Genomic DNA, 11872 nt, shown 5'->3' on the forward strand with positions numbered 1-11872 from the left:
ATGGCGTCAGCCACTGACCGCGACAAGGCTCTGGAAGCCGCACTGGCCCAGATCGACAAGCAGTACGGCAAGGGATCGGTGATGCGCCTCGGGGACGAGGTCCGGGTCCCGATGGAGGTCATCCCCACCGGTTCCGTCGGATTGGACGTCGCCCTGGGCATCGGCGGACTGCCCCGCGGCCGTGTGGTGGAGATCTACGGCCCGGAGTCCTCCGGCAAGACCACCGTCGCCCTGCACGCCGTGGCCAACGCCCAGCGCAATGGCGGCATCGCCGCCTTCATCGACGCCGAGCACGCCCTGGACCCCGAATACGCCAAGAAGCTCGGCGTGGACACGGACGCCCTGCTGGTCTCCCAGCCGGACACCGGCGAGCAGGCCCTTGAGATCATGGACATGCTGGTGGGCTCCGGCTCGCTGGACATCATCGTCATCGACTCGGTGGCCGCCCTGGTGCCCCGGGCCGAGATCGAGGGCGAGATGGGGGACAGCCACGTGGGCCTGCAGGCCCGGCTGATGTCCCAGGCGCTGCGGAAGATCACCGGCCGCCTGGCCCAGAGCAAGACCACCGCCATCTTCATCAACCAGCTGCGCGAGAAGATCGGCGTGTTCTTCGGCAGTCCCGAGACCACCACGGGCGGCAAGGCGCTGAAGTTCTACGCCTCCGTCCGGATCGACGTTCGCCGCATCGAGACCCTCAAGGAGGGTGGCAACCCCGTCGGCAACCGCACCCGTGCCAAGATCGTCAAGAACAAGATGGCGCCGCCGTTCAAGCAGGCCGAGTTCGACATCATCTACGGCGAGGGGATCTCCCGCCAGGGTGCGCTGATCGACATGGGCGTGGACGAGGGCATCGTCAAGAAGTCCGGTGCCTGGTTCACCTATGACGGCGACCAGCTCGGACAGGGCAAGGAGAACGCGCGCCGGTTCCTCAAGGACAACCCGGACCTTGCCGACGAGATCGAGACCCGAATCCTCGAGAAGCTCGGCATCGGCGCGGTGCCCGAGGGCGAGGAGGAGCCGCAGCTCCGCGCGGTCTCCGGCAACTCCCCGGCCTGATGGCCTCCCGTCACCTCCGCGCGGTCCCGGATGTTCCCGAGCACCTCGCGGGAGATCCGGAACCGGCCGCGGCGGAGGTGGCACGGACCATCGTGCTCCGCCAGCTCGCCGGGTCCCCGAAGTCCCGCCGGCAACTCGAGGAGAAGCTGGCGGACAAGGAGGTGCCCGAGGACGTGGCCGCTGCCGTCCTGGACCGGATGGAAGACGTCCGGCTCGTGGATGACTCCGCCTACGCGGAGGACTTCGTCCGCACCCGGCAGCGCACCAAGGGGCTGGCCCGCGGAGCCCTGCGCCGGGAGTTGGCCCAGAAGGGTGTCAGTGGCGAGGACGCCGAGGTGGCGCTGGAGGGCATCAGTGAGGACAGCGAGCGTGAGGCCGCTGTCGAGCTCGTCGAGCGGCGGCTACGGGGACGCCCGGTGCCGGACGGGGAGGACCCGGAGTCGCGGGTCGAACGAGACAAGGCGGTCCGCCGCCTGGCCGGCATGCTCGCCCGCAAGGGGTATCCACCAGGGATGGCGCTCGGCGTGGTCAGGGATGTGCTCGGCGGCATCGAGGACGAATAGAATGTTGCGGTGACTTCCGTGCCCCAGAGACTTGATGACCGGACCTACCAGGTCCGTACCTTCGGCTGCCAGATGAACGTGCACGACTCCGAGCGGATCTCCGGACTGCTGGAGGATGCGGGATACGCGCAGGCGCCGGAGCGTGCCGAACCGGACCTCGTGGTGTTCAACACCTGCGCCGTCCGCGAGAACGCGGACAACAAGCTCTACGGAAACCTCGGCAACCTGCGGGCCGTCAAGGAAAGCCACCCGGGGATGCAGATCGCCGTGGGTGGCTGCCTGGCCCAGAAGGACCAGAAGACCATCCTGGAGAAGGCGCCGTGGGTGGATGTCGTGTTCGGCACCCACAACATCGGCTCGCTGCCGGTTCTGCTGGAGCGCTCTCGCCACAACCAGCAGGCCGAGCTGGAGATCCTCGAATCCCTCGAGACGTTCCCCTCCACCCTGCCCACCAAGCGCGAATCCGCCTCCTCCGGATGGGTCTCCATCTCCGTGGGCTGCAACAACACGTGTACCTTCTGCATCGTTCCCGCACTGCGCGGCAAGGAGAAGGACCGCCGCCCGGGGGACATCCTCGCCGAGGTCCAGGCGCTCGTGGACGCGGGCGCCGTGGAGGTCACCCTGCTCGGACAGAACGTCAACACCTACGGTGTGGAATTCGGGGACCAGGGCGCCTTCGCCAAGTTGCTGCGTGCGTGCGGCGAGATCGAGGGGCTGGAGCGCGTGCGCTTCACCAGCCCCCACCCGGCCTCCTTCACGGATGACGTCATTGACGCCATGGCCGAGACCCCGAACGTCATGCCTCAGCTGCATATGCCCCTGCAGTCCGGATCGGATCGGGTGCTCAAGGACATGAGGCGGTCCTACCGGTCGAAGAGGTTCCTCAGAATCCTGGACACCGTCCGTGAGCGGATGCCGCACGCGGCCATCACCACTGACATCATCGTGGGCTTCCCCGGTGAGACCGAGGAGGACTTCCAGGAGACGCTGCGCGTTGTGGAGGCCTCTCGCTTCTCCTCCGCCTATACCTTCCAGTACTCCATCCGGCCCGGCACCCCGGCCGGCGAGATGGAGGGTCAGATCCCCAAGGCCATCGTCCAGGAGCGCTTTGAGCGGCTCACCGCCCTGCAGGATCGCATCAGCGCCGAGGAGTCCGCCAAGCTCGTGGGCACCCGGCAGGAGCTGCTCGTGACGGACCAGTCCGGGTCCAAGGACGCAGCCACCGGGCGGCTCGCCGGGCGCGCGCCGGACCACCGGCTGGTGCACTTCAGCGTGCCGGCTGGCGCCGAGGTGCCGCGGCCCGGTGATTTCGTGACGGTCACCGTGAGCGAGTCCCACCCATACTTCCTCATCGCGGACCCCGCGCCGGGCGAGCCCGAGGGGTACGTGCTGCGCCGCTCGCGGGCCGGGGAGGCCTGGGACCTGGCGCAGGCCGCGTCCTGCGGAGTGCCCGCCACCGGTGCTGCTGGTGTGACTGGTGGCGTCAGTGCCGGCGTGAGCCTGGGTATGCCCAGCCTGCGCACGGCATGAGCACCCCATGATCGCCTCATGACCGCCGAGGGCGGCGAGACCGGATGCAGGCCTGTCCTGGCCGTCGTCGGGCCCACCGGGACGGGGAAGTCCGAGCTGGCCTTGGACTTGGCCGAACGCCTCGGCGGGGAGGTCGTCAACACCGATGCCCTGCAGTTCTACCGTGGCATGGACATCGGCACCGCCAAGGTGCCCGTGGCCGAGCGGCGGGGCATCCCGCACCACCTGCTCGATGTCCTGGAGGTGACCGAGGAGGCCTCCGTGGCCCGGTTCCAGGTCCAGGTGCGCACGGTGATCGAGGACATCCAGTCCCGTGGGCGGCGGCCGGTGCTCGTGGGTGGCTCCGGGCTCTATGTCCGGGCCGCCCTGGACGAACTCGAGTTCCCGCCCACTGATCCCGAGGTGCGGGCCCATTTCGAGGCTCTGGGCGAGGGACTCGGGCTCGAGGGTCTGCGCGCGGAGCTGGCGCGGGTGGACCCGGTCAGCGCGGCCCGGCTCGGCGACACCCGGCGGATGGTCCGAGCCCTGGAGGTCCACCACCTCACCGGCCGGACCTTCACCTCCTACATGCCGCAGCGGACGTACCTGCGGCCCACCGTGCAGATCGGACTGGACCTGGACCGAGCCGTCCTGCACGAGAGGTTGCACGCGCGCGTGCTCGCGATGGCCGAGGCAGGGCTGCTGCAGGAGGTTCACACTCTGGACGCCGCCGGACTGCGGCACGGACGCACGGCCTCCCGGGCCATCGGCTATGCACAGTTCCTCGGCGTGCTGGACGGGGAATCGAGCCTTCAGGAGGCCGTTGAGGGCACCGCCACGGCCACCCGGCGTTTCGCCCGCCGGCAGCTCACCTGGTTCCGGGCCGACCCGCGGGTGAGGTGGTTCGACGCCGCCGCCCCCGCGCTGGCGGAGGAGGTGCTGGGGCGACTCTAGACTGGAGTCATGACCCCGCCGATCTCTCGCGATCCCGACCGACTGCGCACCGCGCTCGACCAACTGTCCGGACTGGCCTACACCAAGGGCCACGGCACCGGCAACGACTTCGTGCTCGTCTTCGACCGTGACGGCGAGACCGAGCTGTCTCCGGACCACGTTGAGGCACTGTGTGACCGGCACCTCGGCGTGGGCGCCGACGGCTTGATCCGCGTGGTCGGCTCCCAGCACCTCATCGAGGGCAGGGACCTGTTGTCAGAGCACCCCGGCGCCACCTGGTTCATGGACTACCGGAACGCAGACGGCTCCGTGGCGGAGATGTGCGGCAACGGGGTCCGCGTCTTCGTGCACTACCTCGTCACTCGCGGTCTGGTGGAACTGGCGCAGGGAGAGACGCTGGACATCGGCACCCGCGCCGGGCTGCGTGGGGTGACCCGCCTGGAGGACGCCTATTCGATCGACATGGGACCGTGGTCCTACCTCGACCCCGAGCTGGCTGAGGAGCGCGCCTCGGACTCGCTGGTGCTGGCTGCGGGGCTCGCGGACCCACGGCCGGCCCTGAGCCTGTCGCTGGGCAACCCCCACACGGTGGTGGCACTGTCCGAGGACGCGGACCTGCGGGAACTGGACCTGACGAAGGCACCCAACGTGGATCCGGTGCCGCCGAACGGCACCAACGTGGAGTTCGTGGTGCCGGCCGACCCGCTGTTCCACGAGGGGCTCGGGCGCGTGCGGATGCGGGTCCACGAGCGGGGCGTGGGGGAGACGCAGTCCTGCGGGTCCGGGGCCTGCGCAGCCGCCACCGCCGTCCGGCTCTGGGCCGGGGACCCGGACGCGCTGCAGTGGAGCGTCGGCGTTCCCGGCGGCACGGTGGGCGTTGAGTTCGTACCACAGCCGGATGGCTCCGAACGTGTCCTGCTCTCCGGTCCGGCTGAGCTGGTCTTCGACGGCACGGTGCTCTGACAGATCCAGATCAGGGCGTCTGGGCGGAGCGGACCACCTGCAGGATCCGGAAGCCCTTCTCGGTGCCGAAGCGGGAGACCGTGAACTCCTCAGGGCGCCGGTCCTGGAGCGCTGCGGCGATCCAGGGCTGCAGGGAGTCCGCGCCCAGGTTCTTCTGCACCACCAGGAAGGCCTGGCCTCCCGGATTCAGCCGCGGCAGCCACTGCAGCAGGAGGGCGTGCAGCGCCTCCTTGCCCACGCGGATCGGCGGGTTGGACCAGATCAGGTCAAAGGTGAGCCCTGCGGGGACCTCCTCCGGCCGGTACACGCTGACCTTCTCCAGACCCAGCGCGGCGGCGTTGTCCCGGCACAGCTGCGCCGCGCGGTCATTGACCTCGACGCCGGCCACCTCCGCGGCAGGACTGTGCAGTCCCAGCGAGAGGGCCAGCGGCCCCCAGCCGCAGCCGATGTCCAGGAAGGAGCCGGCGGGCGGTGGCTCCGGCACCACGCGCAGCATGGCGGCAGTGCCCTTGTCGACTCCGTCGGGCGAGAAGATGTGATTGGCCGTCTGCACCGAGACGGTGCGCCCGGCCAGCGAGACCTCGAGCCGGCGTCGTTGTTCGGGCCCGGCCGGCTCGGCGGAGAAGTAGTGTGCAGAATCCATTAAGGCCTGATGCTACTTGACACGGTGCCTATACTTGACGGCATGTGGATTTTCCTGCGCTGACCCTTGGACCTCAGCCTCCCCGCCGCGATGCGGGTTGAGGCATTCCCGGCGGCAACCCACCCCGTTGTACCTAATTCTCTGCGCGCTCTCGCGCGCCTGCGCGAAGGAGGCCCCTGTGGCCCCGAACCCACCTTTCCACAGCGGTTCCCGGAACCTCTCCGACGGCCCCGCCAGCGATTATCCTAGAGACCACGCACCTTCCAAGGAGACCATGACCGAGAACCCCCAGCACGGGAATCAGCCCACACCCGGCCCGGACGCGGACCAGATCCAGTCAGTCATCGATCGGATCCTCGCTGCTGATACCGCCAGCTCCGCCCACGGCACCACCGCCAGCGGGCGGGCGTTGGCCCTGTCCGAGGGTGGCGACGGGCACACGGAGGTGGACGGTGAGCAACTCGAACTCGCCGATCGCCAGGCCCTGCGGCGCGTCAGCGGCCTGTCCACCGAGCTCGAGGACATGTCCGAGGTCGAGTACCGGCAACTCCGCCTGGAACGCGTCGTGCTCGCCGGACTCTGGACTGAGGGCACCGCGCAGGACGCGGAGAACTCCCTGCGGGAGCTGGCGGCCCTCGCCGAGACGGCCGGATCCGAGGTCCTGGACGGCATCATCCAGCGGCGCCACCTGCCGGACCCGGCCACCTTCCTGGGCAAGGGCAAGGCCGAGGAGTTGCGCGGGATCGTCGCCATGACCGGGGCAGACACCGTGGTGGTGGACTCGGAGCTCGCGCCGTCCCAGCGCCGCGCCCTGGAGGACGTGGTGCGCGTGAAGGTCATCGACCGGACCGCCCTGATCCTGGACATCTTCGCCCAGCACGCTCAGTCCAGGGAGGGCCGCGCCCAGGTGGAGCTCGCGCAGCTCGAATACCTGCTGCCGCGACTGCGTGGCTGGGGCGAGTCCATGTCACGCCAGGCCGGTGGCCGCGCCGCCGGCGGCGAGGGCATCGGCTCCCGCGGTCCTGGCGAGACGAAGATCGAGCTGGACCGCCGCCGGATCCGCACCCGGATGGCCAAGCTGCGCCGTGAGATCGCCGCTATGAAGCCGGCGCGCGAGACCAAGAGGGCCAACCGGCGCCGGAACCGGGTGCCCTCCGTGGCGATCGCCGGGTACACGAACGCCGGGAAGTCCTCCCTGCTCAACCGCCTGACGCACGCGGGTGTCCTGGTGGAGAACGCGCTGTTCGCCACCCTGGACCCCACGGTGCGCAAGTCCGTCACCCCGGACGGTATCGGCTACACCCTCTCGGACACGGTCGGGTTCGTCCGCCAGCTGCCCACGCAACTGGTCGAGGCCTTCCGCTCCACCCTGGAGGAGGTGGGGGACTCGGACGTCATCCTGCACGTGGTGGACGTCTCGCATCCGGACCCCGAGGGACAGATCGCCGCCGTGCGGACCGTGCTTGCCGAGGTGGATGCACGCCGGATCCCGGAGATCGTGGTGCTGAACAAGGCGGATGCGGCGGACCCCCTCGTGGTGGCCCGGCTGCGCCAGCGTGAGCCGCGCTCCGTGGTGGTCTCCGCCCGGACGGGGGAGGGGATCGAGGAGTTGGAGCGCGCCATCTCGGACGCGATCCCGCGGCCGAATGTGGCGCTGGACCTGCTCGTGCCCTTCACCGACGGGGATGTGGTCTCGCGGCTGCACTCGCCGGACGCGGACATCATCTCGGAGACCTACGAGGCCGAGGGCACACGCCTGCGGGTCCTGGTCCGTGAAGACCTTGTCGAGGACCTCCGCCGCTATGCCCTGGATGGTTCCGCCGGCAGTCAGGAGCGCCCCGGAGCATGACGCAGACGGTTGAAGACACCGGGCACCTGGAGGCCGAGCCGCGCTCCGACGCCGAACGGGAGGCGCTGCGCCTTCTGGACGCCGTGGTGGAGGCCACTGGCGGGCAGCGGCGCGAGGGTCAACGGCGCATGGTGGTGGAGGTGGCCCGCTCGCTCGAGACCGGCCAGCACCTCCTGGTACAGGCTGGCACCGGCACGGGCAAGTCCCTGGCGTACCTGGTTCCGGCGCTGCAGCACGCTGTCGAGGCGGAGCACCCCGTGGTGGTGGCCACCGCCACGCTGGCGTTGCAGTCCCAGATCATGCGCCGCGACGCCCCGAAGCTGCTGGAGGCCCTCTCGGGAGAGCTGCCGCGGCCCATGAACGTGGCGCTGGTCAAGGGGCGGTCCAACTACCTGTGCAAGCACAAGCTCGAAGGCGGCTTCCCCGAGGAGGACGGCCAGTCACTGTTCGGCCTCGCGGATGACGGGGAGGTGGTGTCCGGCTCCGACGGCAGCCCCACGAGCCCGCTGGGGCGGGAGGTGCTGCGCCTGCGGGAATGGGCGGAGGACACGGAGACGGGAGACCGGGACGACCTCGACCCGGGGGTCACCGACCGCGCCTGGCGGCAGGTGTCCGTGTCCGCCGTGGACTGCCTCGGGGCACAGAAGTGTCCGATGGCGGCCGAATGCTTCTCCGAACGGGCACGCTCCGAGGCCGGTGAGGCGGACGTGGTGGTCACCAATCACGCCATGCTCGCCATCAGCGCCTTCGAGGGGCTGGCCGTGTTGCCTGAGTTCGACGCCGTGGTGGTGGACGAGGCCCACGAACTCCAGGACCGGGTGACGGGGGCCGTCACCGGTCAGCTCTCCGGTGCCATCGTCCAGGCGGCCGCATCCTCGGCACGCAAGCACACCGCGATCGCCGTGGAACCCCTGGTGCAGTCCGGCGTCGGGCTGGACGCCGCCTTCACTGCCACGCCCACCGGGCTGATCCCGCGCGGCCCGGACGAGGTGCAGGTCAGCGCGCTGGGCGCTGTCCGGGACGCGGCGCGGCAGGCACTGAGCGACTCCAAGCCGAGCGGGGGTGCCGATTCATCCGCTGACGGTGGCCGGCAGATGGCACGGTCCCGGCTGCAGGAAGTCCTCGAGGTGGCCGAGCGCATGCTCGAGGCCGTCCCGGAGATCAGCCACCCCGAGGTGCTCTGGGCCTCTCGGCCGGGGCATTTCGAACCCGGGGCAGGTTGGATCCCGGGCGATGAGACCGCGCCCCCCGTGCTCTATGTGGCGCCCCTGTCCGTGGCGGGAAAACTACGGGAGGGACTCTTCGGTCAGGCCACCACCGTCCTGACCTCGGCCACCTTGGCCATCGGCGACTCCTTCCAGCCGGTCGCGGGGGCCGTGGGTCTACTCGGGGAGAGCGCACCATCATGGACCGGACTGGACGTGGGCAGCCCCTTCGACTACCCGAGGCAGGGGGTACTCTACGTGGCCCGGCACCTGCCGAAACCTGGCCGCTTCGCCTCCCCCGAGAGCTTTGACGAGCTGGAGCAACTGCTCCAGGCCTCTGGCGGCGGGGCACTGTGCCTGTTCTCCTCCAAGCGGGCCGCCGAGGATGCGGCCGCGGAGATGAGGACGCGGCTCGGACCGAAGCCCACCATCCTGTGTCAGGGGGACACCACGCTGACGGCCCTCGTGCGTCAGTTCGCCACCGAGCCGGACTCCTGTCTGTTCGGGACGATGAGCCTCTGGCAGGGCGTGGACGTCCCGGGAGAGGCCTGCCGTCTCGTGATCATCGATCGCATCCCCTTTCCACGGCCAGACGATCCGCTGCTGACCGCACGGTCCCGGGACGTCAGCCGGCACGGGGGCAACGGCTTCATGGCGGTCTCCGCCTCGCACGCTGCCGTGCGCCTGGCACAGGGTGCCGGGCGACTGATCCGTACCGCCACGGACCGGGGAGTCGTGGCGGTGCTTGACTCGCGGCTGGCGACGGAGCGGTACGGCTCGTTCCTGCGCTCGACCCTGCCGGAGTTCTGGCCCACCACCGATCCGGCCGTGGTCCGCGGCGTCCTGGAGCGGCTCAAGGGGCAGTAGCGGCTCTGGTCAAGGGGAGAGGATGTCCAGAGCCTCCACGGTGCGCAGGCCCCGCCACTCGAGGCCCTGCGCCGGGCTCCAGGCCGGCCAGTCCACGGTCCACCCGCCGTCGGGCCACTGTCCGGAGATCAGCCAGCCGCGGTCCCGTGCCAGCACGTCGGACGGGACCAGGCGGCCGGGCAGGTCGGAGGGGAACGGAAGAGCCCATGGGTTGTGGAGCAGATCGACGGCGTGGATCATCTCGTCCTCGGCGCCCCCGACCACGCGTAGCGCGCCGTCCGTGCTGAGCCGAGAGGCGAGCCCGGCGAGGGCCGGATGGTCAGAGGGATCACTGAGGCCCTCTGATGTCAGGAAGCGCACGGCATACTTCGCCTCATAGGCGGGCAGCTCCGGGGGTGCTGCTGACGACTCCACGCCGTCGGGGGACAGTCGGCTTCGGCACCAGTCTGCGGCTGCCTCGGCCCAGCCCCCGCCGAAGCCGGTCAGCCGGGCGGCGGCGGCGAACCCATAGGTCAGGTGGGAGCCACCTGGGGTGGGCCGCACCCAGGGGGCGTGAGGCCATTCGAGGGAGGCCGGGGTGACGAAGGGGATGGTGCCGTCCACCGCGGAGACGGAGGCGGCCCACTCCAGGGCTGAACGCACCCACGGGTGATCGACCAGGTTCCAGGATGCCAGCAGGTCGAGGGCGGTGAGCGTGGAGAGGGGTTCACTGTGCGGTGAACGGACATCCGGCTCCAGGCCGTGGCCGAAGCCGCCATCTGGATTGCGGTGGGCGCCCAAGGCTGCCAGTACGCCGTCGGGGCCGCCGCCATGCAGCAGCAGGCCGACCCGTCGGCGCTCGAGCAGGCGCCCGTGGGAGAAGACGAACTCCTCGGCGTCGGCCGCGCGGACCCCCGGAGGGAAGGGCCGGTGATTCATGGTGGTCAGAGCGCCCGGAGGACGGTGACGACCTTGCCCATGATCGTGGCCGCGTCCCCGAGGATCGGTTCGTAGGCCGAGTTCTGCGGTAGCAGCCAGGTGTGCCCGTCCCGCTGGCGGAAGGTCTTGACCGTGGCCTCGTCGTCCAGGAGGGCGGCGACGATGTCCCCGTTGTGGGCGTTGTTCTGCTGGCGCACCACCACCCAGTCGCCGTCGCAGATCGCGGCATCCACCATCGAGTCGCCGGACACCTTGAGCATGAACAACTCTCCCTCGCCGGTGAGCTGGCGGGGAAGGGTCATGACGTCCTCGACCTGTTGGTCGGCGAGGATCGGCCCACCTGCCGCGATTCGGCCCACGAGGGGGACCGGCACCGCGTCCCCGTCCGCCGCTCCCGTGTGCAGCGTGGCGACGGGGGACGGGGTGTGCTCGTGGGGTCCGGCGGGCTGCTCGGGCGTGAGGGCCAGGCCGTCCTCGTCCAGCAGCACCTCCATGGCGCGGGGCCGGCCCGGGTCCTTGCGGATGTAGCCCAGCTTCTCCAGCTGTCCCAACTGGTGGGTCACCGAGGAGAGCGAGGCCAGGCCGGCGGCGTCCCCGATCTCTCGCATGGAGGGCGGATACCCCCGCTCAGCGATGGCCGTGCGGATCGACGCGAGGATGGTGCGCTGGCGCGCTGTCAGGGGGCGCGGTTCCGGAACGTGGAGTGGGTCCGGGGCTGGGGTGGGAATCCGGGGGGCCATTCGACCATCCGTTCTTATCGTGTCCGTCGGTCTGGGTGGACTGTTTCCAGGTTGATCACTGGGTCCGACGCTACCGGAACCACGGAGTCGATTCAAAGATATGTTCGAATTTTTCTTGGCGTGTTTCGAACAGACATGCTAGACATGAGGTCGAAGCAGTCGAACACACGTTCTACGGCCCGGCGTTCCGGGCGGGGAGGCAGAAGAGCATGAGCACAGCAGCATCAGTACAGATCCGCACCGCCGGCTCCGCCGGATACCACCTGAATCGTCGGGGCCGTTTCCTGCTCGTCGGCTTCCCGGTGCTCGTGCTGGTAGTCCTGGCGGCCGCGGCGGCGGCCTTCTTCGGCATCAACGGGATGGCCCCGGCCGCTGCCTCGGAGGAGGGCCCCTCACGCTCAGTGGACTCCGTGACAGTGGGTTACGGAGACACTCTGTGGGACATCGCCGGCCGGTCCGCCCCGGACGCCTCGCGGAACGAGACGATTCTCCGGATCGGAGAGCTCAACAGCCTGAACGGTGCTGACCTTCAGCCGGGCCAGGTGCTGTTCGTCCCCACGAACGGATAGGGCGGCACCGTTGGGAACCCGGTAGCATGAGCGAGG

Annotated in this window: 11 protein-coding genes; 8 read left to right on the forward strand and 3 right to left on the reverse strand. The window is 69.8% G+C overall.

Annotated features, from left to right (window positions below):
* The 5 genes from recA to dapF are packed head-to-tail and all read left to right on the forward strand — an operon-like array spanning position 1 to position 5045.
* Complete coding sequence (gene recA, locus IMT31_RS13895; protein ID WP_345358250.1) at positions 1-1056, forward strand: recombinase RecA; 1056 nt, start codon at positions 1-3, stop codon at positions 1054-1056.
* Positions 1056-1619 carry a regulatory protein RecX gene (locus IMT31_RS13900; protein ID WP_345358253.1) on the forward strand — a complete coding sequence of 188 codons (564 nt, stop codon included), beginning with the start codon at positions 1056-1058 and terminating at the stop codon, positions 1617-1619. The genes recA and IMT31_RS13900 overlap by 1 nt, the downstream gene beginning before the upstream one ends.
* A 9-nt stretch (positions 1620-1628) precedes the next feature.
* Complete coding sequence (miaB, locus tag IMT31_RS13905; RefSeq protein WP_413543145.1) at positions 1629-3149, forward strand: tRNA (N6-isopentenyl adenosine(37)-C2)-methylthiotransferase MiaB; 1521 nt, start codon at positions 1629-1631, stop codon at positions 3147-3149.
* A gap of 18 nt (positions 3150-3167) precedes the next feature.
* On the forward strand, positions 3168-4082 hold the full coding sequence (miaA, locus tag IMT31_RS13910; protein WP_413543146.1) for a tRNA (adenosine(37)-N6)-dimethylallyltransferase MiaA: 915 nt from the start codon (positions 3168-3170) through the stop codon (positions 4080-4082).
* Positions 4083-4091: 9 nt separating this feature from the next.
* Complete coding sequence (gene dapF, locus IMT31_RS13915; RefSeq protein WP_345358263.1) at positions 4092-5045, forward strand: diaminopimelate epimerase; 954 nt, start codon at positions 4092-4094, stop codon at positions 5043-5045.
* 10 nt (positions 5046-5055) lie between these two features.
* Here dapF and IMT31_RS13920 read toward each other — a convergent pair whose 3' ends face one another.
* Positions 5056-5688, reverse strand: a complete 633-nt coding sequence (locus IMT31_RS13920; RefSeq protein ID WP_413543147.1) for a class I SAM-dependent methyltransferase — start codon at positions 5686-5688, stop codon at positions 5056-5058.
* 274 nt (positions 5689-5962) lie between these two features.
* Here IMT31_RS13920 and hflX point away from each other — a divergent pair, with 274 nt between their 5' ends.
* Both hflX and IMT31_RS13930 read left to right on the forward strand, forming a co-directional pair.
* Positions 5963-7537, forward strand: a complete 1575-nt coding sequence (hflX, locus tag IMT31_RS13925) for a GTPase HflX (RefSeq protein ID WP_345358270.1) — start codon at positions 5963-5965, stop codon at positions 7535-7537.
* Positions 7534-9609 (forward strand): ATP-dependent DNA helicase, encoded by a 2076-nt coding sequence (locus IMT31_RS13930; protein ID WP_345358273.1) that lies wholly within the window; start codon positions 7534-7536, stop codon positions 9607-9609. Before hflX ends, IMT31_RS13930 begins: the two co-directional genes overlap by 4 nt.
* A gap of 9 nt (positions 9610-9618) precedes the next feature.
* On the opposite strand, the gene IMT31_RS13935 is transcribed toward IMT31_RS13930, so the two are convergent.
* A complete protein-coding gene (locus IMT31_RS13935; protein ID WP_413543148.1) occupies positions 9619-10527 on the reverse strand; it encodes a hypothetical protein in 909 nt (302 codons plus the stop codon).
* A 5-nt stretch (positions 10528-10532) separates the two neighbouring features.
* Entirely contained in the window at positions 10533-11267 is a 735-nt protein-coding gene (lexA, locus tag IMT31_RS13940) for a transcriptional repressor LexA (protein WP_345358279.1), read from the reverse strand.
* Positions 11268-11476: 209 nt separating this feature from the next.
* Between lexA and IMT31_RS13945 the strand changes: the two genes are divergently transcribed.
* Entirely contained in the window at positions 11477-11836 is a 360-nt protein-coding gene (locus IMT31_RS13945) for a LysM peptidoglycan-binding domain-containing protein (protein ID WP_345358282.1), read from the forward strand.
* The last annotated feature ends 36 nt before the right edge of the window (positions 11837-11872 follow it).

It is taken from the genome of Citricoccus nitrophenolicus (genome assembly GCF_047305825.1).
Lineage (GTDB): Bacteria > Actinomycetota > Actinomycetes > Actinomycetales > Micrococcaceae > Citricoccus > Citricoccus nitrophenolicus.

What these genes read in the sequence shown, in the direction of transcription:
- recA (WP_345358250.1), top strand. Translation starts at nt 1, where the DNA reads ATGGCGTCAGCCACTGACCGCGACAAGGCTCTGGAAGCCGCACTGGCC.
- IMT31_RS13900 (WP_345358253.1), top strand. Translation starts at nt 1,056, where the DNA reads ATGGCCTCCCGTCACCTCCGCGCGGTCCCGGATGTTCCCGAGCACCTC.
- miaA (WP_413543146.1), top strand. Translation starts at nt 3,168, where the DNA reads ATGACCGCCGAGGGCGGCGAGACCGGATGCAGGCCTGTCCTGGCCGTC.
- dapF (WP_345358263.1), top strand. Translation starts at nt 4,092, where the DNA reads ATGACCCCGCCGATCTCTCGCGATCCCGACCGACTGCGCACCGCGCTC.
- IMT31_RS13920 (WP_413543147.1), bottom strand. Translation starts at nt 5,688, where the DNA reads ATGGATTCTGCACACTACTTCTCCGCCGAGCCGGCCGGGCCCGAACAA.
- hflX (WP_345358270.1), top strand. Translation starts at nt 5,963, where the DNA reads ATGACCGAGAACCCCCAGCACGGGAATCAGCCCACACCCGGCCCGGAC.
- IMT31_RS13930 (WP_345358273.1), top strand. Translation starts at nt 7,534, where the DNA reads ATGACGCAGACGGTTGAAGACACCGGGCACCTGGAGGCCGAGCCGCGC.
- IMT31_RS13935 (WP_413543148.1), bottom strand. Translation starts at nt 10,527, where the DNA reads ATGAATCACCGGCCCTTCCCTCCGGGGGTCCGCGCGGCCGACGCCGAG.
- lexA (WP_345358279.1), bottom strand. Translation starts at nt 11,267, where the DNA reads ATGGCCCCCCGGATTCCCACCCCAGCCCCGGACCCACTCCACGTTCCG.
- IMT31_RS13945 (WP_345358282.1), top strand. Translation starts at nt 11,477, where the DNA reads ATGAGCACAGCAGCATCAGTACAGATCCGCACCGCCGGCTCCGCCGGA.